21 protein-coding genes are annotated in these 25,041 nt (G+C 46.0%); 19 read left to right on the top strand and 2 right to left on the bottom strand.

Annotated features, from left to right (window positions below; genetic code table 11):
- On the top strand, nt 1-734 hold a 734-nt coding region (locus AC1DVJ_RS19170), incomplete at its 5' end, for a hypothetical protein (protein ID WP_477592832.1).
- A gap of 69 nt (nt 735-803) precedes the next feature.
- Here AC1DVJ_RS19170 and AC1DVJ_RS19175 read toward each other — a convergent pair.
- Both AC1DVJ_RS19175 and AC1DVJ_RS19180 read right to left on the bottom strand, forming a co-directional pair.
- A complete protein-coding gene (locus AC1DVJ_RS19175) occupies nt 804-1,901 on the bottom strand; it encodes a glycoside hydrolase family 88/105 protein (protein ID WP_477592884.1) in 1,098 nt (365 codons plus the stop codon).
- Between the two features lie 261 nt (nt 1,902-2,162).
- Nucleotides 2,163-2,990, bottom strand: coding sequence for a helix-turn-helix domain-containing protein (locus AC1DVJ_RS19180; protein WP_477592833.1), 828 nt, complete (start codon nt 2,988-2,990; stop codon nt 2,163-2,165).
- 171 nt (nt 2,991-3,161) lie between these two features.
- Between AC1DVJ_RS19180 and AC1DVJ_RS19185 the strand changes: the two genes are divergently transcribed.
- The 18 genes from AC1DVJ_RS19185 to AC1DVJ_RS19270 all read left to right on the top strand — a co-directional run bounded on the left by AC1DVJ_RS19185 (nt 3,162) and on the right by AC1DVJ_RS19270 (nt 25,036).
- Nucleotides 3,162-5,372, top strand: a complete 2,211-nt coding sequence (locus AC1DVJ_RS19185) for a glycoside hydrolase family 88/105 protein (protein WP_477592834.1) — start codon at nt 3,162-3,164, stop codon at nt 5,370-5,372.
- Entirely contained in the window at nt 5,369-6,190 is an 822-nt protein-coding gene (locus AC1DVJ_RS19190; RefSeq protein WP_477592835.1) for a creatininase family protein, read from the top strand. Before AC1DVJ_RS19185 ends, AC1DVJ_RS19190 begins: the two co-directional genes overlap by 4 nt.
- Entirely contained in the window at nt 6,175-7,635 is a 1,461-nt protein-coding gene (locus AC1DVJ_RS19195; RefSeq protein WP_477592836.1) for a hypothetical protein, read from the top strand. Before AC1DVJ_RS19190 ends, AC1DVJ_RS19195 begins: the two co-directional genes overlap by 16 nt.
- Before the next feature lie 110 nt (nt 7,636-7,745).
- Complete coding sequence (locus AC1DVJ_RS19200; protein WP_477592837.1) at nt 7,746-11,285, top strand: InlB B-repeat-containing protein; 3,540 nt, start codon at nt 7,746-7,748, stop codon at nt 11,283-11,285.
- Between the two features lie 268 nt (nt 11,286-11,553).
- Nucleotides 11,554-12,375: a creatininase family protein gene (locus tag AC1DVJ_RS19205; protein ID WP_477592838.1), complete on the top strand. Its 822-nt coding sequence runs from the start codon at nt 11,554-11,556 to the stop codon at nt 12,373-12,375.
- A gap of 202 nt (nt 12,376-12,577) precedes the next feature.
- Nucleotides 12,578-13,903: an ABC transporter substrate-binding protein gene (locus tag AC1DVJ_RS19210; RefSeq protein WP_477592839.1), complete on the top strand. Its 1,326-nt coding sequence runs from the start codon at nt 12,578-12,580 to the stop codon at nt 13,901-13,903.
- A 105-nt stretch (nt 13,904-14,008) separates the two neighbouring features.
- Nucleotides 14,009-14,851 (top strand): carbohydrate ABC transporter permease, encoded by an 843-nt coding sequence (locus AC1DVJ_RS19215; RefSeq protein ID WP_477592840.1) that lies wholly within the window; start codon nt 14,009-14,011, stop codon nt 14,849-14,851.
- Complete coding sequence (locus AC1DVJ_RS19220) at nt 14,844-15,686, top strand: carbohydrate ABC transporter permease (protein WP_477592841.1); 843 nt, start codon at nt 14,844-14,846, stop codon at nt 15,684-15,686. The genes AC1DVJ_RS19215 and AC1DVJ_RS19220 overlap by 8 nt, the downstream gene beginning before the upstream one ends.
- Before the next feature lie 52 nt (nt 15,687-15,738).
- Entirely contained in the window at nt 15,739-16,485 is a 747-nt protein-coding gene (locus AC1DVJ_RS19225) for an SDR family NAD(P)-dependent oxidoreductase (RefSeq protein WP_477592842.1), read from the top strand.
- Between the two features lie 28 nt (nt 16,486-16,513).
- On the top strand, nt 16,514-17,602 hold the full coding sequence (locus tag AC1DVJ_RS19230) for a hypothetical protein (protein WP_477592843.1): 1,089 nt from the start codon (nt 16,514-16,516) through the stop codon (nt 17,600-17,602).
- Between the two features lie 30 nt (nt 17,603-17,632).
- Nucleotides 17,633-18,004 carry a RidA family protein gene (locus AC1DVJ_RS19235; protein ID WP_477592844.1) on the top strand — a complete coding sequence of 124 codons (372 nt, stop codon included), beginning with the start codon at nt 17,633-17,635 and terminating at the stop codon, nt 18,002-18,004.
- Between the two features lie 15 nt (nt 18,005-18,019).
- Complete coding sequence (locus tag AC1DVJ_RS19240) at nt 18,020-18,622, top strand: carbohydrate-binding family 9-like protein (RefSeq protein ID WP_477592845.1); 603 nt, start codon at nt 18,020-18,022, stop codon at nt 18,620-18,622.
- Nucleotides 18,623-18,736: 114 nt separating this feature from the next.
- On the top strand, nt 18,737-19,504 hold the full coding sequence (locus tag AC1DVJ_RS19245; RefSeq protein WP_477592846.1) for an IclR family transcriptional regulator: 768 nt from the start codon (nt 18,737-18,739) through the stop codon (nt 19,502-19,504).
- 27 nt (nt 19,505-19,531) lie between these two features.
- A complete protein-coding gene (locus AC1DVJ_RS19250; protein ID WP_477592847.1) occupies nt 19,532-20,380 on the top strand; it encodes an SMP-30/gluconolactonase/LRE family protein in 849 nt (282 codons plus the stop codon).
- 46 nt (nt 20,381-20,426) lie between these two features.
- Nucleotides 20,427-21,905, top strand: a complete 1,479-nt coding sequence (locus tag AC1DVJ_RS19255; RefSeq protein ID WP_477592848.1) for a M81 family metallopeptidase — start codon at nt 20,427-20,429, stop codon at nt 21,903-21,905.
- A complete protein-coding gene (locus tag AC1DVJ_RS19260) occupies nt 21,902-23,209 on the top strand; it encodes an aspartate aminotransferase family protein (protein WP_477592849.1) in 1,308 nt (435 codons plus the stop codon). The genes AC1DVJ_RS19255 and AC1DVJ_RS19260 overlap by 4 nt, the downstream gene beginning before the upstream one ends.
- A gap of 34 nt (nt 23,210-23,243) precedes the next feature.
- Entirely contained in the window at nt 23,244-24,041 is a 798-nt protein-coding gene (locus AC1DVJ_RS19265; RefSeq protein WP_477592850.1) for a creatininase family protein, read from the top strand.
- A 26-nt stretch (nt 24,042-24,067) separates the two neighbouring features.
- Nucleotides 24,068-25,036, top strand: a complete 969-nt coding sequence (locus tag AC1DVJ_RS19270; protein ID WP_477592851.1) for a C-terminal binding protein — start codon at nt 24,068-24,070, stop codon at nt 25,034-25,036.
- Nucleotides 25,037-25,041 lie beyond the last annotated feature (5 nt).

A 25,041-nucleotide genomic window follows, 5' to 3' on the forward strand; every position in this document is an offset into this window, starting at 1 on the left:
ATATGAAAGCTGCAACATCTTACCAAATAGATAGCACAAATTCGACTTTCAATTTTATTGATAATCAGCAGGGTTATGGTTATAAGTTTTGGAGAACACGCAATAATGGGTTTGCTTTCCTGGGGATGGGAGGACAGCTTGCAGTATGTTTACCGGACAAGGATCTGCTAATTGTTACTACGGCAGACACTCAACCGAATCCGGATGGCATACAAACTATTTTTAATGTGATATGGGATGAATTATATTCGCATCTTTCAGACAATCCATTGATATCAGACGAACAATCATATAGGGAATTGGTCGGGAAAATAAACAATCTTTCTATTATGCTACCGGAAGGACAGTTATCTTCTCCAGTTACAGAAAGCATAAACGGAAATACTTATCAATTAGCAGATAATCCTATGAACATAACTAAACTAAGAGTAGCTTTTCATGATGAAGAGGGAATATTGGAATTTGAAAATGATAAGGGCAACCATCAGATCGCTTTCGGTTTTGGAAAAACAATCGCTCAAAAATTTCCTGTATACGAATATGACTGTATAACAGCTGCTGTATGGAAAGATGAACATACACTATATATGAATCCAATGATAATAGATGAATGCTTTGCACATATACGAATTACTCTTTGTTTTAAAGACAACACAGTTACAATCATAATGAAAAAGTTTGCAGAGCGCCTTTTAGATGAATATTCCGGCTTTGCCAGTGGAGTAAAAATGTAGTTGACATAGGAAAAATCCGCAACCAAGCTGGTTAGCGGATTTTTGTTACGGGGGTGAACCCATTTGTATTTACGCTCTTCTAGACGCGGCTTCAATCTCCAGGCAGGCCATGACAAACGGCGCAAAGCCCTTCGGATCGTCACGGCGGATCGGTTCGCTGATGTAATAGGCATATGATCCATCACGGTACGGCGTATTGCCTAGCCCTGCTACGCTGCAAATGCCGTTCAGATGCAGAGAAGCGTCGGCATCGCGCTCTACAAATTTTATTAGGCTTCCTTCGTAGGCTTTACGAGCCGCTTCAATGGCCCATTCTTCAAGATAGCCCTTATTTGCGCCCTTGGCCAGTGCGTAGGTAAACATCGCGGTGCTGGAAGCCTCCAAATAGTTTCCTTCTTCACCGCCACGATCCATGACTTGCCACCACAAACTGCTCTCGCTGTCTTGCACGTTGACAATCGCCTTTGCCAAACGGTGGAAAATACCGATAATTTGACCACGCTGCGGATGATCAAGCGGCAGGAAGTCAAGTACATCAACAATCGCCATGACGTACCAGCCAATGGCACGTCCCCAGAAATGCTCGGAGCAGCCTGTTGCCTTATTGGCCCAGCGCTCCTCACGACTCTCATCCCATCCGTGGTACAGTAGTCCGGTTTGCGGATTGCGGACGACACGCTCCATCAACAAAATTTCATTGGCGATATCATCAAACCAAACATTTTCATTGAACACGTGTGCAAATTGAGCTAAAAAAGGAGATGTCATATATACGCCATCCAACCACATTTGGAACGGATAAATTTTTTTGTGCCATAAACCGCCTTCTTTGGTGCGGGGATGACCCTTCAATTGCGCCACGAGTAACTCAATGGCCTTACGGTACTTGGGTTCACCGGTTTTCTCTAACAAAAGAAAAAGCGTTTTGCCCTGGTTGATCATATCAACGTTATATTCGTTCAAATTGTACGTAGCAATGGAACCGTCATCTTGAATAAACAAATCCATGTTATTTTTAATGTACTGCCAGTAGCGTTCTTCCCCCGTTGTGTGAAACATCCGCTCAAAAGCAGTTAAAATACAACCGTTCTCGTAGTTCCAGCTTCGACTCTTTTGAAATGGCATGTCAGATACAAGAGGATATTGCTGCATGAAAGATTCGGACATCGCCGCAGACCAAAGATTTTTCAAAATTTATGCCCCCAATTCAATTTAATCATTCTTATTACATTCAGGAAACCTATTTACAACATGATGCAACAACATTTGCTTCTAGTCAAATCAAATTTGTTATACATGATTTTAGTGAAAAATATGAATAATTTTTACGTGAAATAAGAATAAATGAAGATATAAATTTCATTCCTTGCGAAAGACAGTTTAAATAAACGGAGTACCACCACAGTAAAAACAGCGCACTTTCCCTTATTAGGAATGTGCGCTATTTTTGCGATATTGGTGCGGAGAGGATCCGATGTGGGTTTTGAATAGCTGGCAGAAGTAAGACACATTGTTCAGCCCGACAGCCGAGGAAATGATATGAACAGGGTCCGATGTGGTTCTGAGCAGCCAACAAGCTTCCCTTAATCGTTTCGCCGTTAAGTATTCCGTAATACTGCTGCCGGTAAATTTGCGAAAAAGATGGGACACATGGGTGGTAGTTAGATGCAGGGATTCCGCTAAATCCTCTAGTTGGAAGGATTCCTGATAGTGCTCATCAATCCATTTCATGATGTGTTCTACATGATGAATGGGGCGTTGATTGGCAGATGCAGGATCTTGTTTATCTGGCCAATGCGCTCGCAGACCCTGCAGGAAGCCGATCAAGAAGATCGTGAACGCTTCCATGTGTTCTTCCTTGGGAGTCATTCGTAAAGCATATTCTAATTGTTTCAACTGAACATCCCACTCCGGCGCTAACTCGGGCAAGTGCAGGACTTGGCAGGTAAGGGTATCTTTCCACAAAGATCGAAAAAAGCTCTGTAATTTGGGCAAAGAGCCCAGCATGTTGTCTACAAGAGAAGGTTCAAATAGAAACTTCGAGCGCTCGTAGGAAGTGTATGTTTTCGTATTTAGATCTATTTTGACCCTATGCAGTTGATAAGGTTGGAAAAACATTAATGTGTTTGGTTTGATCTCGTACATAAAAGGATCAATGATGACGGAACCTTCCCCTTCATGCACATAGATAAATTCCATGCCTTGGTGAGCATGATAAATGTCCCAGAAGGCAGTCGTTTGATGGTGAAACGTCATTTGGACCGGTTCAGTAGTAAGTTGAAAATCCTTTATGAGATTCAGTAGGACAACCTCCTCTAAATAAATCACAATACAACAACATTTTAACACAATGCAGGGCAAAGACAATATGTTAGTATGAGGCTACAATGGAATCATTATCACGATTTCATGAAGGAGCAAACTCATATGATGGCAACAAGGCATTTCGACAAACAGCAAAGTGTAGAAGCACGATGCGGCTCTAATACCCCGCGAATCCTAGAGAATATTGCCAATCACTATATCGGGACACACCCCGCAAATTCGTTCACTTGGCGGTTGTATAGCCGGCAAGGATTTAGGCAAATGGCAGATGCCAGATATAACCTCAACTTGGGAGAGAAGTTTCCTGATGCGAAGAATGGACAGTTTGGCTATGCCCTCACCCAAATATGGAGCGAAACGGATCGCGTTGTCGAGTCGGCGCTTAGCTGCTATGGTCCAGCAAGTGTTTATGTAGATGGACAGCTGCTCTATAAGACAGATGCGCTTGATGAGCTGAACCCTACAAACAAACGTAATCTGAAAATACCGCTGAGTTCGGGTTGGACGACGCTCTTGATTAAATTGCGTAAAACGCCATCCGGGTTCGGTTGTATCCTGGGGACGATTCGAAGCAAATGGACTACGCCTCCTGCTTTATCACCATTCAGGGAGCGGGAAGGTCAAGCAGGATGGATATATTCGCTTCCCGTGGATGAGGATGTGTTCAAAGATCATGCGTTGCCCATGCCTGGACAAAGTGAGATGGAGACGGGCATTGAATGGCGGCCATCGCTGAAATGGGAATCAGACAAGATCAGGCAACCTGTTTTCACGCGAATGTTCGGAGATCAAATTGAAACAGGTCAATATGCTTATGGTTGGACTCGTCTGCTTTGTCAATTGCCAGGAAAGCAACGCTATTCCTTTAGGGGAACGACCCAAAGTGCAGCACTAACCGTGTGGATAAACGGTGTAGAGGTCTTCCATGCACAGGCCTCAGAACCTATTCATTTTGACATCGATCTGGCCTATGGGCAGCATCAACTCTTGATACGGTCACTAAGCGGCGGGAAGGATTGGGGCTTTCATTTAGACATCCATCAAAATGGTAAGTTATGTGAGAGCGAGCTCCCACATCCCATCCAAGGCACAGACGAACGCTGGTTGTATGCAGGACCTTTTCAAAGTGATAGGACGTATGAGCCTGAAGAAATACAAACGATGTATACAGTCTGGGAACCAGAGAACGGAGGCCTTTATTGGCGGCTGGATCAACCGGATGCTTGGGTTCGTCCCTATATGGAGAATACGAATTATGCGCGTTGGAACTATCCGCTTGGCGTCACGCTGTATGGATTGCTACAGGCAGGTAGAATGCTTGGACGTGAAGACATCGTACGTTATGTGACTCATCATATATCGGAGTGTACCAAACTTTACGATTATGCACTGTGGGATCGCAAACAGTACGGTTTCCCATGGGTAAACCATCAGTTAGTTGAATTGGATATGTTGGATGATTGTGGTTCGTTTGGATCTATTATGCTAGAGACTTATACAGAAAATCAGGAAAGTACCTATTTGGAAGTAGCTGAAGTGATTGCAGACTTCATATGTAACCGTCAGGAACGTAGAGAGGACGGGGCATTTTATCGGGAAAGTCCTGGATATTACATGGAAAAGACACTCTGGGCAGATGATTTGTATATGAGCACCCCGTTCATGAAACGCTATTATTTACTCACGGGGAATATGGCCATTCTGGATGATGCAGCTGAGCAATTTGTGGCCTATAAAAAGTATTTATACATGCCTGAGCTGAAGATTATGTCGCATGTTTATGATTTCAAATTTAATACAGCCACCTATGTGCCATGGGGCCGAGGGAACGGTTGGCCTCTATTTTCGCTGTCGGAGCTATTGGAAGTATTACCGTTGGCTCATGCCCGCAGAGGAGATTTAGTTGCATTTTTCCAAGAGTTTTGTGACGGATTACTTTCACTTCAAGGGGGAAATGGTTTGTGGCATCAAGTCCTGACCCATCCCGATTCCTATGAAGAGACTTCCTGCACGGCCATGTTCGTCTATGCCTTCTGTAGAGGTTTGCGTCTGGGTATCCTGAAGGATAATCGCTCTGCATTTGAAGCTTCCATCGGGCTTGCTTGGAGAGGGCTGACGAGCAATGCGATCGATCAGTACGGAAATGTGCATGGGGTGTGTACGGGATCAAAATATGCATTCACAGCTGATTATTATAAGGATGACTTGAAATGGAAGACAAACGATACACACGGTATTGGCATCGTGATGCTGGCTGGCATTGAAGTTGAACGATTGAAAATTTATATGGCAAGTGAGGAAGCCGTACAATGAGCGAAGAGGTCAGATACCATATGCTTCGCCCCGAGCAGATTATTGCAAGGAGAACATTATGTCCGGTCGTTTACATACCTATAGGCACGCTAGAGTGGCATGGCTTGCATAATCCAGTCGGAGCCGACTCCTTGCAAGCAGAAGGCATTGCGATTAGATGTGCGCAAAAGGGAGGCGGTCTTGTATTTCCGCCATTGTACTACGGCGAAAGCCGGGTTGAAGGCTTGATGGAGGCAAATGCAGCGGACAGACAGCAAATTGCAGAAATGATGCAGCTGAGTCCAGACAACTTTCTTCCGGAACGAATGCCTTTTTCCGCTATTGAACAAGTGATCAATTACGAGAAGCTTCTCCTGCATATTCTTGCGGAAGCGGAATCGCTCGGCTTTCGGGTAGGCGTTCTAGTTGCTGGACATTATCCGCTAATCGATCATGCCAGAGCGGCTGCGATGCTGTTCAACAAGCGGTTGCATAGCCGCAGCAGCATTGGCATGCAGGCTTGGGCGTTTGTTGATTATATGCTGGTGGAAGACCAATACGAATGTGCCGGGGATCATGCTGCTGGGTGGGAGACTTCGCACATGATGGCGCTTCATCCTGAGACGGTTAGACTGGACTTGCTTCCTCCGAAAGGGGAGCCGCTTATTGGCGTCGGAGGTGTGATGGATCCGAGGGATTCAAGCGCAGCTTTCGGCAACGAGACGATCGACTTGGCTGTCGATATCGCTGTCAAGGAGACGTTGCATCGGTTGGAGAACAGAAGCAAGTACTTACGACATGGGCACTCGTTTCGAGAAGGATTATGGAAACAGAAATGAATGGGGGAAACCGTATCAGCAGGATACGGTTTATTTTTCTAGAGCTAGAAGAGTTCGTAGAAAAAGTCATTGCCAATGGAGGGATCGTTCTAATCATGAGAGACGAAGAAGATTTTGAAGGTTTGCAGCAGAATATGGCAACGGAGCAAGGCTTTCTGAAAAGTCGGTTTTTGCGGCCTGTGGATACGAGCAACGAGCTGAAGCATTTACTCTGGCAGGAGCTGGCAGTATCCAAATTAATTGGAGGGTGGATACCGGCCATTCCGGCATATGAGCAGAAGATTCAGCTTGGTCGATTATGCTATTTGCATAATCGGAATGTGAAATGCCTATATGAACGTATTGAGGAGCTGCCTGGCGGTATGCATGACAAGGATTGGATGCCCGATATCACGAGGGAGGCATTCGAAAGAATGTTCGGCGCGCCAGACGAAAACACTTTTCTGGTCAGTTACTTATATATCCATAAACAACTGTACGCCCAGTATGATGCATTGGTGGCCAAGCTGGATCCGATATTAAATGCGCCTACACTGGATCAGATCAAGATTATCTTCATAGAACGGGAAGCAACGCAGCGCTGGCTGCATGAGCAGTTGCAGTTTGTCCACTGCGGAAGTGAAGAAGGGTCACGAAAGCTGGCTGAATGGGAACGGTATATCCTTACGGTCTGGGCAGCTTTCGAAGCAAATGCTTTCGTAGATGATGTGAATGCTGTGATCTGGCCGGCCAACCTAGTGAAGGATCCAGCAGGTCCGCTTCCGGAGAAGGCAAAGTTGGAAAGCAAATATCCACGATATACCAATCCAAAACCGCAGAAATCATATACGGATACCAGTATGTCTGTGCTGCATGACAGTGTGAAACAAATGATATACATCTATGCTACTGAGATTTTTGCTGGAGAGACTTTGTCCTGCATTTATTATTATGTGGATCGGATGCCTTTGCCTTTTTACTTCGATCTGGCCCGTCACATGTGGGATGAATTCCGCCACAGTCAGATGGGCATGCGCCGTTTGCTGCAAATGGGTTATTCAATCGACCAATTCCAATGGCTGGGTGGTCCAGGCAAGCAGGATGTCAAAGAACACTTTACCGAATTGTATTCCAACTTGACCCTGTTAGGCGAAGCTTGCGGCTTCAAGAAGAAGCGAAAGTCCGCAGAAGCGTTTTGGAAATTTGGCGATGTATTGTCTGCGATTACCTGTGAATTTGATCTGATTGACGAACGCCGCCATATTGACTTTTCCACGAGATGGGGACCGGAGTTGTTCAAGAAGGCCGATATGATTATCACTTACCAGGAAATGGCGGAAATGACGAGAGTCCGTCGATTGACTGAACTTGAATCTGTACCAGCTGAGGAAATAGCCAAACTCGCGAAAAACTTCCCTATTTTCTGCAGCTTCCATACATCGGAACTGTCTTATCACAATTATTAAATTCATAAATGTGAAAATGTTTCATTGACGTGTATAAATGCCCAAGATATAATCAAAGTGTCATGGGAAACGCTTCCATCTGCAAATGAATAAAGGAGGATTTAATTAAAATGGCAAAAAAAATGAAACCAATTATGAGATTTTTACTTGTTGTTGCAGTATTCATTTCACTTGTTCTTCCTAATTCAATATTTGCGGCATATGTGCATCAGCCTGTTGAGATTCAAGAACCGGCATCGCCTATCCAGATAACGGTGAACGGCAAAACCATGAAATCGGATGTACCGCCTAAGTTTATGGACGGTAAAATATGGGTATCTGCCGAGGCAATTGCTCATTATCTATATTCGGTATTTTATGAGTCTATCGATGGCAAAGAATTTGTTCTGAAAAATGATTATTATGAAATGACAGCTAAATACGGAAGCAACGAAGTAACACTAAAGGACGGCTCAACGGTTACGACTGAAATGCCCTTTAAAGAAGGCATTAGAAGTTTTATCCCCTTGGATACCCTCATGTATGCGTTTGCAGCAACATACACGTGGGACGCCTCGAGCAATACGGCAAAAGTTCAATATGATGAAAACCGACATATTTCCGCTGATGCCGCTTTGGCGGTAGCAGTACCGGGTGTTGATATAACAGCTGTGGGAAAATCGAGAGACGGATATTATCGTATTCCGAGCGACGATCCGAACGCCGAAGTAACCGTATGGCGGAAGTCAGCGGATCCGGCTAATTATGTCATAGCTCAACCGAGAAATACTGGATACGCTTGGGTTATACAGCCTAAGCCCGGTTATAATGCGGCAATAGGTGCCTTTGAAGGAGGTCTTAGTTATTTGTCAGGCGGCGGTAGTAACGACATCATTAGAGTGAGAATTAAATACTCTGACGGCAGGCCGGATAAGGAATTTAAAACCACCATTTCTACAAACGCTGCCCAAAGCGGTTCTGGAATACCAAATACAGGTAACGATTTGCTTTTAAGAACTACGTTCAATAATTTAAGCGTGTATCTGAATTATGCTGGTTATGTGACTCCCGGAGATACGATTCCATATAAGCTTCCGACAACACCTGTCACCACTATACAGGTTGTCCCTGACCCTGCAAATGAGGTGCGTTACAGGAAAGTAGGAGTTGCGACATGGGAAGACGGGCTTCCACTGGCATGGGATTCGGTTAACAAGCAGTTCAGGGGCTCTATCGTGGGTCTTGAACCCGACACGGATTATGAAGTGGAAGTTAAAGTCCTTAAGGACGGTTCTACATACACTGAACAAATAAGAACATGGAAAGAAGACGTCCCAATTGCTAGAGATATACCTATCGCATCCATATATGAGCCGGGAAAACCGCTGTCGGTTCAAGGGCTTAGAGGAACGGAAAACGGATATATCCGAATCATTGGGGATGGAAGTACCGTTATCGAAGTGACCGATGAATTTTGGGAAGCGGTATCGATCGCACAGTCCGAATATGTTATTTTGGAAAATTTAATGATCCGTGGAGGCAAGAGAAGCGCGATATCGGTTCTCAGTTCAAGTCATCACATCCGAATTGTGAATAGTGATATTTCAAATTTCGGAAGAGAAGCATCCCAATACTTAGCTAAGCAAACGGTAGTGGCAAATGCAGATCCAAACCTGGCTGTTGACTTGCGTACAGGGCAAAGTTACTCTGCTAACGCAACGCCTGTTAACAATGACTCCGGTATTTTTATAAGCGACGCAAGCAATCTCGTCATTGAAAAAAGCTATATTCATGATGCAAGAACAAAAACCAATGCATGGAACGGCGGCGGCGGCAAATCGTGGTACCCTGAATGGAACGAAAAACATCCACAAGGTGTAAGCGGTATGTATGCAAGAGGCGGGCAAGGCGTCGTTATTCGATACAATGACATTGTCGGAAGTGACGATCATCGTTTTAACGATGCCATTGAAACATGGGGAAATGGCGAAGTCGACGGCGGTGTTGGTAAAGATTCCGACGTGTACGGAAATTATTTTGCGTATACGCAAGACGACAGCATCGAATTCGAAGGTTCGGATATGAACGTAAGGTTTTACAACAACAAAATTGAGGGAGTAGCTTTCGGCATAGGGCTGGATACGAATTATACGGGTCCCCTTTATGTGTATAGAAATGTACTACTTAATTTGGGTGACGAATGGGGATTGATTCAAGGAGCGCTAAAGCACGGAGCAGCTCCTAAGGAATCGAATATGGGGTTGGGTGTTAACTATCTTTTTAACAATACAATACTGAGTTCAGCCAGCCATATAACCCGGAAAGACAGCCAAATCTACAGACCGTATTATAGGAATAATATCATTGAATCCATTGATAGTCCTGTTGGTGGCCAAAACGTAATTACGATTAAACATATGTACAATTATCCCGGAGCGAGTTACGATTTTGACTTGTTTAACGGATCCGGGGTAACCACTAATGTCTACAGTACTACCGGTGGGCCTCCGCCAATTGTTGAGCCTAATGGGATAACCGGAGTGAAAATCGGAACACCTGTAACAGCCATAAATCCTGATTCAAGCAAAAAGGCAACTTTCATCAACAGATTTGAAGGTGATTTGAGCCAAACAAGCGCGAGTCTTGGTTTTGATAAGGGCACAACCGTTCCTAATTTTGTAACAGAAGCCGACTACGAAGGCACCGCACCTGATATTGGAGCCATTGAGAGCGGCAAAGATGTTATCATTCCTACCAGACCAACCGCTTTAAGGTCAGGTGGTAGTAAATATCAGCTTAACATTACGGGGAATTCTACCCAACAAGTTATTATAAAAACAGCCGGTATTCCGACCGGAACAGCGTATGATTTGCGGAAGAACAGTGATTATGATTGGTTTACCGTTACTAACTCAGAAGGGAATACCAAAGGCATTATAACAGAGGGTGTTGACTTGGTACTCACTGTAACAGGCTACCCTAAGCAAATCGGTAAAAATTTCTTGGGCGAACAATTCGGAAAAACAATAACAAAAGGTCTTGTAGACCTTGCTAATTCAGCAGCTAATGTATTAACGGGTCAACCGGCAAAAGGAAAAGGAGCCTTCCTTGTGAAATTGGACGATGGTCTTTCTCTACCGATTTCAGTTTATGTATCAGAAGGTAACTATGATGCGAGCTATAGTCTTACCTATAACTACAATGACGGCGTTACATCTGATGAAACTGTGACGGTTCATGCAAACGGAAATTCGCTCGGAGAAACGGTTACCCCTCCTCCGACGCCGACAAAAGAGAATTATATCTTTGTAGGTTGGTTCGACGAAACGTTTGCGCACAAGTTTGATTTCAGCAAAGCAGTCGAAGCGGATACCGTTCTTTACGCAAAATGGAAGCCTGGTATAGTTATTACAAGTGTGTCCCCGGGCAATGGTCAAAGCGATATAAATTTTGACATTGTTTCAGCGAACGGCAAGGGTTATAAGGTGTTTATAGCAAACAGCAAGGATGGAATATTCACAGAATACAGCAATGTAAATTACAACGCCAAAGGCGCGCACATCAAGGGACTTACAAACGGAAATACCGATTATGTGTACATCGAATATACAGATAAAACGGGTACAATAAGAAGTGGCACTTTTGAGATAAAAGCCGAGCAAGTAGGTTAGCTGGCAGCCAATAAACCGCTCCTTCTATAATTTTACGATTCTTTGAAAAGTTAAAATAACCAATTGAGAGCGTAAACTGCGGTATATGCCAGCGTTCTAAAAAGTGTTCTTTGCCTTTAGTAAAATGTACAGGTAGGGCGGCTATAGACAGCCGTCCTTTTGGTTTCTCCTACCCATTGTTTGCGATTCATACATGTGAATGATATTCATTGACTTGAATAAATTCTTACCATATATTGAAAATAAGCAGGATTATTGGAGGTAGACCATGAGCGAAGAAGTCAGATACCATATGCTTCGTCCTGAGCAGATTATTGCGAGGAGAACAGTTTGTCCGGTCGTTTACATACCAATAGGCACACTGGAATGGCATGGCTTGCATAATCCAGTCGGAGCCGACTCTTTGCAAGCAGAAGGCATTGCCATTAGATGCGCACAAAAGGGCGGCGGTCTTGTATTTCCACCATTATACTACGGCGAAAGCCGGGTTGAAGGCTTTATGGAAGCAAATGCGGCGGACAGACTGCAAATTGCAGAACAAATGCAACTTAATCCAGACAACTTTCTTCCGGAACGCATGCCTTTTTCCGCAATGGAACAAGTGATCAATTACGAGAAGCTTCTCCTGCATATCCTTGCGGAAGCGGAATCGCTAGGCTTCCGGGTAGGCGTTCTGGTTGCCGGACATTATCCGCTAATCGATCATGCCAGAGCGGCTGCCATGCTGTTCAACAAGCGGTTATATAGCCGCAGCAGCAGCGGTATGCAGGCCTGGGCGTTCGTTGATTATATGCTGGTGGAAGATCGGTACGAATGTGCTGGGGATCATGCTGCTGGGTGGGAGACTTCGCACATGATGGCACTACATCCTGAGTCGGTTAGATTGGACTTGCTACCACCGCAAGGGGAGCCGCTTATTGGAGTCGGAGGCGTGATGGATCCACGGGATTCAAGCGCAGCATTCGGCAACGAGACGATTGACATGGCTGTGGATATTGCTGTCAAGGAGACGCTGCATCGGCTGGAGAACAGAAGCAAGTATTTACGACATGGGCACTCGCTAAGAGAAGGGTTATGGAAACAGGAATGACTAGGTTGAAAGCCATATCAATCAATAGGATACGATTGTTTGTTTAGAGAAGGTAACTGTCACGATAACGCCCACAAAATTCATAAATGTGAAAACATTTCATTGACGTGAAATGGTGGGCGGGATATAATCAAGGTACATAAGAAAACGGTTCCAACTAGAGCTTCTACATTACGAGTACATACACATGGGAGGGTTTTAATTGAAAAAGACTAGTATCGTGTTATTAAGCAGTATGATGGTGGCAGCGCTTACAGCCTGCAGCAGCGGTCAAGGAGGAACGGCGGGAACTGTCAGCAACGCGCCTGCGACTCCGGCAACTGCCGCAGCACCCAAGCCAGTGACGCTTAAGGTGGGTTTGCCAGGAAGTTATGACGTTACCAAAAAAGAGATTATCGAAGGTTTTCAGAAGCAATTCCCTCATATTACACTGGAAATTCAGGACGCGCCTTGGGCTGAATTTGCTACGAAGATTACAGCACAAATTGCCGGCAACAATGCTCCAGACATTTGGTTCCAGGAAAATGCGATTGTTCTTGGTTACGGGAAGCGTGGAGTAGCAGAAGATCTCACATCGTATGTCAAGCGGGATCTTAAAGAGAGCGACTATGTCAGCTCATTGTATGCAGCCAAGGACGCGAATGGCAAGGTATGGGGCATACCGCATGGCTTGAATCCGACTGCGCTGGCGTATAACAAGAAAATTTTCAAAGACGCAGGTATTGAGGCTCCAACAGATAACTGGACTTACCAGGATATGCTGGACACAGCCAAAAAATTGACTAAAGACACCAATGGCGATGGTAAAACAGATATTTACGGCATGTCGGTCGAAAACAATCTGACGCAAGGCTTCTACCCATGGTCGAAGATTTACGGAGGCGGCTGGCTGGATGAAACAAAAACAAAGTCAATGCTGCTGGATCCAAAAACTTTACAGGGTATTACTGCATGGCAAAATACAATGAAGAGTGGAATTGCTCCGACATTCGATGTTTTKGAAGCTAACGGGAAAATCACCCAAATGTTCGGCTCAAACAAAATTGGCATGATGATTATGCAATACAGCGGACAGCTGCCGTTTAAGAAAGATTATGCGAATCTGGACTACGATACAGTCATGGTTCCTAAAGGCTACGATGGCAAACGATTTGTTCCGTTTGTTGCGAACTCCTGGGTCATCTTCTCTAAAGCGAAGCAGGAACAGAAGGATGCAGCGTGGGTATTCCTGAAATACTTCTTAGGTGATGAAGCTCAGGGACTTCTGGCTTCAAGCGGAGCTTCACTTCCGCTCAAAGTATCGGCTAACTCCAAGCTGGATCTGAACAGCAATCCGAAAAACAAGAAAGCATTCACAGAAGGAGTTGCCCAAGCTGGTGTGACTACGGATGAAACGGCATTCTGGAACGAAATGAAAACGACTGTCCAGCCAGTCTTCATTGAAATGTTCAAAGGGAGCAAAACGCCAGAGGTTGGCTTGAAGGAAGCAGACGAAAAGTTAAAAACGGTCATCAATAACAACAAGTAACTATATCGCAATTTTTTGGGGGAGGTAAAGCCTCCCTCCTTTATTTATGAAGGTTAGGGGTGTTGTGTCATACAAAGGTACAATTATTGGGGATATATACTGACATTGCCATTTGTCATCGGGTTTCTCATTTTCTCAGCATATCCTTTTATTTTTTCTTTGTATTTAACCTTCACGAAGTGGGATATGTTCAATGCTCCGCAGTGGGTAGGTCTCCGAAATTGGAAAGCGATTTTTCATGAGAAGCAAATGTTTTATTCGTTTCGCAATATTTTTTATTTTGCTTTGATCTTTGTGCCACTGAAAACGGGTATCGCGTTCATCGCAGCGTATGTGTTAAACCAGGCTATCCGCTTCAAAGGTTTTTTTCGGGTTATTTTCTTTTTACCTGTAATTACACCCTGGATCGCAGCAGGTATGGTATGGTCATGGATCCTGAATTCTCACTTCGGTGTAGTCAATTTGCTTCTCAGTTACATTAACCTGGGACCGTACAAATTTCTCGATAATCCGAATTGGTGGGTAGTCATTGGAAGTGTAGCCATAGCGAATGTATGGAAAGGTATTGGGGGTTCCATGGTGCTGCTGCTGGCAGGTATGCAAAATATCTCGAAAGACTTGTATGAAGCGGCATCTTTAGATGGTGCCTCCAAGTGGCAAGTGTTCAGACGCATTGTGATTCCGCTCGTTTCGCCGATGGCCTATATGGTGCTTATTCTTTCGACGATTTCAGCATTCCATGCCTTTGATTCATTCCTTACCTTGGTCGGTTCACCAGGCGGAGTCAGGGACCAATTGCTGACAGTGAACATTATGATTTACCGTGATGCTTTTGTTTTATTCAAAATGGGACCTGCTTCCGCAATGGCATGGTTGCTATTCATTGTGATCCTGATCATTACGATCTTCCAACGGTCGATGGAAAAGAGGTGGGTGCACTATGACTAAAGAGTCAAAACTAAGCTTAACGCTGCTTTATTCGTTTCTGATCGTAGGCGGAATGTGCATGTTCATTCCATTCTATTGGATGGTAGTGACCTCGATCAAAACCGGAGCGAAAGTGCTGCAGATGCCGCCGCAGTGGATTCCTGACCCTTTGACTTGGCAGCATTACGTTGACGCCTGGAACAGCCAAAATGTGCATTTTGCCCGTTACACGTTAAATAGCTCTATTGTAACCATTCTCGATGTCGGCGGAACGATGATTTCTTGTGCTGTTATCGCATTTGGGCTTGCCATGTTTGAGTTTAAATTAAAAAAATGGATTTACCTGGCAATGGTGTCGACTTTGATCTTACCTGGTCAGGTGACCATGGTTCCGCAGTACTTCATATGGAAAAATCTTAACGCTCTTGACACCTATTATCCGTTAGTTGTGCCAGCCTTCCTGGGAGGAGCATTCGGTATTTTTCTGATGCATCAATTTTATAAAACTTTGCCAAGGGAGCTTTTTGAAGCAGCACTTATAGATGGCTACACCCCATGGGGAGTGCTCTGGCGCATTTATATCCCGCTGTCCAAACCTGCGCTTTCGGCGCTAGCTGTATTTACATTCATCGGCGCATGGAGTAGTACGCTCGGTCCCATGTTGTATTTAACGAATAACAAAATGTTCACCTTGCCGCTTGGCCTCTTGTTTCTGAAGGCTGTTAATGACCAACCGAATGAAATTCCGATCGTTATGGCTGCAGCGTTCATTATAACCATACCGGTTGTCATCGTGTTCCTGTTCGCACAGAAGCAATTTATTCAGGGGATGGCATCGACTGGCTTGAAGGGATAAGCCGGAATGGGGCCAGATACATACCCTATTGTCTATAGCAGGAGGTAATCGAATGAATTTAGCGCTTCAGGATAAGGTGATTGTTGTCACCGGTGCGCTTGGCAAGATTGGCTTCGCCTCGGTACGGATGTTTCTGGCCAGAGGAGCCAAGGTCATCGCCAATGATTGGGTAGCTGCGGAGTCGTCTCCCAGGATGACTGCGCTTCAAGAGCAGTATGGCCCAGATCGCCTGCTTTTCGTGCAGGCTGATGCGAGCGATGGAGATCAGGTCGCCAGCATGTTCCACCAAATCCGCGAGCAGTTTGGCCGCTTGGATGGGTCTTTCCATAATAGCTATACGCAGAATCGAAAGCCGGTTGCGGTATATACGTTGGAGGACTGGAATCAAGTGATCCAAGGCACGCTCACTTCGACATTTCTCATCTGCAAGCATGCGATCCTATTGATGCAAGATTCCGGTGGCGGGTCCATCGTGAATACCTCTTCCGTCCTTGGCGTACAACCGAGGGCAGGAGAAGGCGCCTACGGGTCGTCCAAAGCCGGGATCAATTTCTTGACGCAGGTTATCGCTACCGAGAATGCTGTGCATGGCATACGAGCTAACGTGATTGTACCGGGAGACATTAAAGAACCGAAGCAGCTGTCGCCCGAAAAGATGGAAGAGATGCGCAAGAATATCTTGCTAGGGCGCAGCGGTACTCCAGACGAGGTGGCCGAGCTTGCTTCATTCCTGCTGTCTGATGTTTCTTCTTATATAACGGGATCTCTGTATAACATCGACGGAGGGATTCGGATATGAAATGGACGAAAATGGAGGCGGCTGACGAATGAAGAAGCGAGTTGCAGCGATAATTACCCAGTATAAGCTCAACTCGCACGCAGATGTGATAGTGAGCAGGCTGCTAGGCGAGCTTGGCTACGAACCGCAAGTTGAGCTAGTCGCTATGTATGTTGAGCAAGTAACGGATAGAGACTTGAGTCGTGAGCTGTCCGCCAAACATGGTGTATCCATCTGCGCTACAATTGAGGAAGCGGTCGCTTGGGGCGCTCCTGAGCGCAAAATCGACGGCATTGTGGTCATCGGGGAGCACGGGAATTATCCCTGGAATGAGAAACAACAGCACTTGTATCCACGGCTGCGGTTTATGAAAGAGACGTTAGCTGCGATGGATCGTCATGGCATTCAGGTACCGATATTTCTTGATAAGCATTTCTCTTACGAAAATGAGGATGCGCGCTGGATTTATGAGGAAGTGAAGCGTCGGGGTATTCCTTTCATGGCTGGTTCCTCCATACCTTATACGGAGTATGTGCCGCACTTCGATCATTCCTTTCTACAGGGAGGCCGTACGTTCTTTGTCGTCAGCCATGGCGGGCATGAATCCTACGGATTCCATGGTATGGAAGTGTTGCAGGTACTGGCTGAGCATCGGCGTGGTGCCGAGACGGGTGTTGCGTCCGTTCATGCCTTAGCTGGTGATGAAATGTGGCAAGCCATGGATCGGGCGGAATGGCCGGAGGAGCTGATGATGAAAGCTCTCGCACTCGAGCCGGAGTTATCTGGCAGACATCCCCGTAATGAATGTCCGAATCCGGCGCTATTCGTTGTCACATACAAGGACGGCACGATGGGTTATGTAGCGCAACTTGATAAATTCGCTACCAGATGGAGCTTTGCTGTTCAGGATCAGGCAGACGCTAGTATCGCTGCGTACTGCAATACGGGGCGAGAGCGTCCTTATAATCATTTTAATCGATTGACCGAACTGATCGAAGAGATGTTCCTTTATGGCACACCTCCTTGCCCGATTGAAAGAAATCTGTTGACGACGTACCTCATCAATACGGCAATGGAATCCTTATATCTGGGGCGCACCTTGTCCTTAGATGCATGGGGCGTTGCGTACACGAGATAGTTATTATTATAAAAAAATGGAGGTCTATTTATGCGAACTGAGGTAATGAGTTCAAGCAGCAGCAAGCCGATCTCTGCAGCTATCCAAACGGATTCATTGGTATTCGTATCCGGGCAAGGTGGTCTTGATCCGCTGACAGGCGCCGTTGTTGGCAGTGATTTGGAATCACAAACCGTTCAGACGATGGAGAATATTAAGCAGATTCTCACCGCTGCTGGACTTACTTTGGACGATGTGGTGAAATGTAATATTTATTTGAGCGATAGAAAGCTGTATGAGGAATTTAACTCCATTTACAGACGTTTCTTCACCAGCCCATTTCCTAGCCGCACCGCTATTTATTGTGACTTGAATTACGATCTGCTTGTTGAAATTGATGTCATTGCCCAGAGGCGGAAGTAAGGGAGAGAAGAAGCTATGGTAGCGTATGTGTACAACTGCATCTATCAGAGTGGACCCGAAGTGCGCTGGGAGGAAATAGGGTGCATACCGCTCGTGGATACCGTAACCGGAGAACAGGCGCGTTTACACACAACCGTGAAAATTTGCCGCACCGATAGCTATCTCCATGTGCGCTTCGAATGTGCCGACGATCATATCGTCGCCACCTATGAGAATCGGGACGACCCCATATATAAGGAAGATGTCGTAGAGATCTTCATCGATGAAAGCGGGGCGGGCAGGTTTTATAAAGAATTCGAGCTGAGTCCCCGCAATGTCGTATTAGATGCCCTCATTGATAAAGAAGAGGGACAGAAACAGAAGGTCGATGCTAGCTGGAATCTGGACGGATTGCTGACACAGGTAACTTGGCCAGAGGAGGGGAAGGCCGTGTACGACATGGCACTTCCTATCACTTCCTTCGACCCCCCGCCTGCTCCGGGCATGAAATGGAGAATCAATCTTTACCGAATTGACGAAGATTCTACAGGCCAGCGCCATTATTGGGCTTGGTCGCCAACGGGAGAACKAAGGAATTTCCATGTGCCAGCGAAATTCGGCATGCTCGTTTTTGAGTGAGTGGATGAAGTGAATTTCATAAACTTTATGATAATAGACATAAGCAATGGGTTACACTACAATGAATATAACGCTTTCATATAGATGAAATGATTTCAAAGGGGGATAAACGAATTGGAAAAAAATCAAGCGCATAAAGTCAAATCAGCAGACCGGGTATTGGACATATTCGAGTTATTTACGGGAGGGACCGATTCCTATAATTTATCGGAAATTTCCAAAAAATTAGACATGCCTCCAAGCAGCACCTATTTAATTTTACAGAACATGTTGAACCGCGGGTACCTTGAGGTCGATAAGTCCGGCAAGCAATTCCGTATTGGCTATAAATTGTTTACCATTCGCAATCGCTATATCCAGAATACGAGTTTGACTGGCGAGTTTTATCAGATTGCCGATAAGATCTCGGAGGATTTAAATGAAACGGTTAGTTTATCCGTGAGAAGCGGGAACCAGCTGCTGTATCTTGGAGAGAAAGTAAGCAGTCAGGCTTTGCGCTTTACGCCTAATCAGAGTGATGTATTTCCCCTGCATGCAACGGCTTCCGGCAAAATTCTGCTAGCTGACTTCACGGAAGAGGAATTACACGCACTTTATCCAGAAGAAAAGCTGGAACAAGTGACAAGTAAAACGATTTCCTCCTTAAAGGAGCTGAAACTGGAATTAGATAAAGTAAGAAAGCAAGGTATTGGTTACAACCTAGGTGAAACGGTGCTCGGTGTGCATTGTGTCGCAGGAGCTGTGCTTGACGCTGCGAATCAAACGGTAGCCTCCATAAGCATATCCGTTCCCGAGGTGCGCATTACGGAAGAGATCTGGGATAATGTCCATGCATGGATCAAGCGGGCTTGCGAAGAACTTGGTCGCAAAGTATATCGGTAAATTCGGATGGAAAGGAAGCTTGGCTGAATGAGTGATTCGAATTTTATGATTCGGTCTTTTACAGAACCCTTTGGTTTCACGAAGAGTATTGAAGGACCTGCCTGCGACCGAGAAGGCAATTTGTATGCTGTGAATTTTGCCCGTAGACATACGATTGGTAAAGTAACGCCTGCAGCTGAATGCTCCGTCTTTCTTGAATTGGCAGATGGAGGCACAGGCTGCGGGATGCGTACGAACCGGTTGGGCGAATTGTTCATTGCCGATACCACCGGCCATAATGTTCTCAAAGTCGATATCGCGACGCGCGAAATCTCTGTAGTTGTTCACGAACCAGCCATGAATCAACCGAATGATCTTGCGATTACTTCAAGCGGGTTTATTTTTGCTAGCGACCCGAATTGGAAGGACTCCACGGGGCAGCTCTGGCGTATTGATCCAAGTGAAAATGGCAAGGCAGTCTTACTAGAAGCCAATATGGGAACTACAAATGGCATTGAAGTCAGTCCAGATGAGAAGACGCTTTATGTCAATGAGACACGACAACGCCGAATTTGGGCATACGATTTATCAGTGGATTTTCACATCAGCAATAAACGGCTCCTTATCGAATTCCCTGATTTCGGACTGGATGGGATGCGTTGTGACATAGCTGGAAATCTCTATGTAACCCGTCACGGAAAAGGCACTATTGCCAAAATCTCACCAAGCGGTGAGGTACTTGTCGAAGTCCCATTGTTAGGCAAAGACTGTACGAACTTGACGTTCGGTGGACCAGATGGACGTAGTTGTTACGTGACAGTAGCCGATACTGGCAATATCCAACTATTCCAAACGGATCTTCCTGGTAGGTGCTGGCAGTTACTTCAAGAGGGTTGAGTTAACTGCCCCATATTCATCATGCTCGAGACGGAGGAGAAACTTTATGAAGCTAGCAATTGTCGGCATTTTTCATGAAACGAACACGTTTGCTCCAGGTATGACCGAGATGGAAGATTTCGCACAAGAATGGATTCAAGGCAATGCACTTTTTTATCAAAGATATGAGCATACGCGGACATCCATGGGGGGGGTTATCGAAGGGGCGCGGTTGGAGCACGCAGAAATAGCATGCGGCTTGTATACCGCGGCTGCTCCAAGCGGAATGGTCAGCCGTAGAACAATGGAGGCGCTATTTGATTCCGTGGTTTCCTCTATTGATTTATCAGCTGATGGCATCGTTGCCATTCTGCATGGTGCCATGGTAGCCGAAGGATTTTCAGACATGGAAGGTGAATTTGTTCGCCGCATCCGAGAAAAGGCAGGTTCCTCCAAACCCATTGCCGTCACCCTAGATCTGCACGCCAACATCAGCAAGCACATGGTGGAACACGTCGACCTCATTGTCGGATATGACACTTATCCGCATATCGATGCCTATGAGAGAGGCGTAGAGGCTGTTCAGTTGTTAGCGCAGACAATCCGCGGAGAGATCAAGCCTGTGAGTGCCTTCGTTCAACCTCGTCTGCTCCTTGTACCGCAGGTGATGTTGACTGATGTCGCAGGTCCGATGCAGGAATTGATGGATTGCGCATTCGCCATAGAACGTGACCCGAAGGTACTCAATGTGACCGTAGCAGGAGGCTTTCCTTACAGTGATGTCCCTGATGCTGGCGTTGCTTTTGTGGTGACGACGAATAATGATCAACCGCTTGCCGATCACTATGCGCAAGAGCTTAGCCGAATGGCATGGGAACTCCGAGATCAGCTAAAAAGCAATGGATACCCGGCCGCTGAAGCTGTTGCGATGGCCTTTACCGAAGAGCAGGGACCCGTCATCCTCGTAGAAGGTGCAGATAATGTAGGCGGAGGCGCCCCAGCGGATGCAACAAACGTATTAAAGCATCTCATCAACGCACCCAAAAAATGCCTCATGGTGATTCGCGATATAGAAGCTGCCCAATTTGCCCATCGACAAGGTGTTGGTGCTGTTTTTGATGCAAAAATTGGCGGTAAAAGCGACAAAATGAACGGCGAGCCGATTCCAATTTCAGGCGTCATTCGTCTGCTGTTCGATGGTAAATACACCCATATTGGTCCTTATATGACTGGACAATGGGCGGATATGGGCAAAACGGCTGTCATCGAAGCCGGAAATCTAACCGTTATTTTAACGGAAAAACGTACCGCACCATGGGATCTTGGACATGTCACGTCTGTAGGTTTACGTGCAGAAGACTTTCATGCCATCGTTGTGAAATCCGCCATTGCTTGGAAGACGGCTTTTGGCACCATGTGTAAAAAAATCATACAGGTCGATACGCCAGGCTGTTGTGGAGAAAATCTATTTCACTTTCAATATGAACAACTAACTCGTCCTATTTATCCGCTTGATCCTATTTCGTACATGGAGGAATCCCAATGAGAACCTATGAAAAATCCATTGCTAAGCATCAAGCAGCCAAACAGCATCTTGCAGGCGGGGTAGCCAGCTCTTTGCGTGCATCGATGAAACCAACCCCCTTGTATGCAGAGTCAGCGAAAGGGGCTCGCATCTGGGATGTGGATGGCAATGAATATATCGACTATTTGCTTGCCTACGGTCCATTAATTCTGGGTCATGCACATGACGGCCTGACCGAAAGCATACAGCAAGCCTTGCATAATGGATATACCTTCGGTCTTCAACATGAAGGTGAAATTGAGTTGGCTCAATTGCTAACAGAGGTAATTCCCTGTGCTGAGAAAGTCTCGTTGAGCGGCTCCGGAACTGAAGCTGTTATGCTGGCGCTCCGATTGTCTCGTGCATTTACGAACAAAACAAAGGTCGTGCGCTTCCATGGACATTACCATGGTTGGTCAGATTCGATTTTCACTTCTTTTCCCAGCTCTGATATGAGTCAAAAGACCTCCGACGACAAAGTTTCTAAAATCCCTCCTGGTACTTTCGGACAAAGCGAAAATAGTCTAGATGATATCATCTTACTTCCTTGGAATGATCCTGTTGCCTTAGAATCTATGCTCCGCACACGTGGTCATGAAATCGCAGCAGTCATTACTGAGCCGGTAATGTGCAATTCCGGCTGCATACAGCCTATGCCAGGCTATCTAGAGCTGATCCGCAAGCTGACCGAAGAGCTCCATATCGTCATGATTATGGATGAGGTGATTACCGGGTTTCGACTTAGTTTGGGAGGCGCTCATGGAAGGTTCAGTATCCTGCCTGACTTGGTCGTTATCGGCAAAGCAATGGGCGGCGGCATCGCCATCAGTGCGGTAGCTGGAAAAGTTGAGATTATGAAGCTCGTGGATGATGGTAAAGTGAGCCATCTGGGTACGCTGAACGGAAACTGTGTTTCTACCGCAGCAGCAATCTCTACAATAAGCCACCTTTCGCAAGACAACGGTGCTGCTTATGAACAAATGGAAGCACTATTTATAGAGCTTGCTAAGCGTATACGCGCATTGCTGGGCAAGCATGGTATCTCTGGCGTAGTCAACCAAATTGGTCCTGTGCTTCACATGATGTTTATTGATGCATCGGAGGTTAACGATTTCGATACTTTCAACAAACGCGACTCTGCCAAATATACCCGCTTTGCAGAATTGATGTTGGACGAAGGCATATTACTTCGTCCGAATGGTTTGTGGTACATTTCTACCGCACACGCTAAATCTGATATTGAAGAAACATTGCTTGCAATGGATCGCGTGTTGGTTCACTTATAATTCCAGCTAAATACCCTAAATGGAGGTTCACGATATGGATACATTCCTATTTCACCATTTGACACGGGAAGAAATTACGGAATGCGCAAGAGCCGGTTACGCCGCAGTTGTGCCGCTGGCGGCAACGGAGCAACACGGAAAGCACCTTAGTGTCTATACCGACAGCCTGATTTGCGAGCATGTGAGCACAGAGGCTGTGCGTAAAGCGACAGCAGAAGGAAAAGCGAAGCTGCTCCTGACTCCGCAATTGTCGATCGGATGCTCCAGTCATCATCTTGCCTTTGGTGGTACCCTATCGTTTTCCTCGGAAACGTACTTACGGATGCTCAAGGAAATCGGAGAAAGCTTGATCAAGGACGGATTCCGCAAAATCATTTTTATTAATTCGCATGGCGGCAATGCCAACATCATGAACCAGGCGGCACAGGATTTAGCTGTTCAGCATCCGGTGTGGGTCGCTTCCGCTTCCTATTGGAACGCAGCTGGGCAAGCGATTAGTGCTGCTCGGGAAGAAAATCGGGGGATGGTGGCAGGACATGCCGGTCGTTTTGAAACCTCGCTGATGCTTGCGCTTAATGAGCGTCTTGTTCGTAAGGACCTTATTCCGCAGGAGCATCCCGAGCTGGATTGGATATTTGGCGGGCGAGCTGGCACGTTTATCGGCTGCCATGGCAAGTTAACTGGCGCTGATGGCATTACGGACAGCAGTGAGGCCGCTTCTGCCGAGCAAGGACAGTCATATTTAGCTGCAATCGTAGAAGGTGTGGCTGAGTGGTTCGTAGATTGCTATGCGACAATGTCAGCAGAAGATGGAACTATGAGGAGCATTTAAAAACGCACGAAAAAGGAGTGTAATTGATGACGAAATTCACGGTAGTGGTGACGGATTACGGGTTTCCAGATTTAAAGCAAGAAGAAGACATATTGCTGCCAATTGGCGCCCAACTTATTTCGGGTCAATGCAAAACGCCAGAAGAAGTGCTGCATTTGGCGAAATACGCTGATGCGATTATAGCGGAAAGAGCACCGATTACCAAGGAAGTCATAGACAGCCTGGAGCGTTGTAAAATCATCGTCAGGTACGGTGTCGGTGTCGACAATGTGGATATTGAAGCGGCCAAGGCAAGACATATTCCTGTTGTCAATGTTCCGGACTATGGGACTGGGGAAGTTGCCGATCATGCGATGTCCTTGCTGCTTTCGAGCGTTCGCAAAATTCCGCAAATTGTTGCACAAGTACGCAGAGGTGTATGGCAAATAACGCCGTGCAGCCCTATTATGGGACTTCAAGGGAAAACATTAGGCCTTGCTGGCTTCGGGAATATCGGAAAAGATGTAGCAAGAAGAGCGCAAAGCTTCGGAATTAACACGATCGGCTACGATCCCTATGTGCAGCAGCCTGTTTTTGAACAAATGAACACGCAGAAGGTCGATTGGCATGAATTGCTAGAAAAGAGTGATATGATCTCGGTTCATCTTCCTTTAACGCCTGATACGAAGCATATTTTCAATCAGGATGCCTTTGAGCGAATGAAATCAACGGCCTATTTGATCAATACGTCCAGGGGAGCGGTCGTTCACACCGAAAGCCTGATTGCAGCGCTAACGAATAACCAGATTGCCGGCGCAGCATTGGATGTACTGGAACAGCAGCCCGTTTCACCGGACAGTCCCCTGCTGCAAATAGAGCAGTGTTTTATTACAAGCCATTGCGCTTGGTATTCGGAAAGTTCAGTGAACCGACTGCAACGCCATGCGGCTTTGGAAGTTAAACGTATATTGAGCGGAGAACGTCCCAAGCATATCGTCAACGGTGTGGAGGTCTAGTCTGC

This window comes from Paenibacillus sp. P4_A9, from assembly GCF_056402415.1.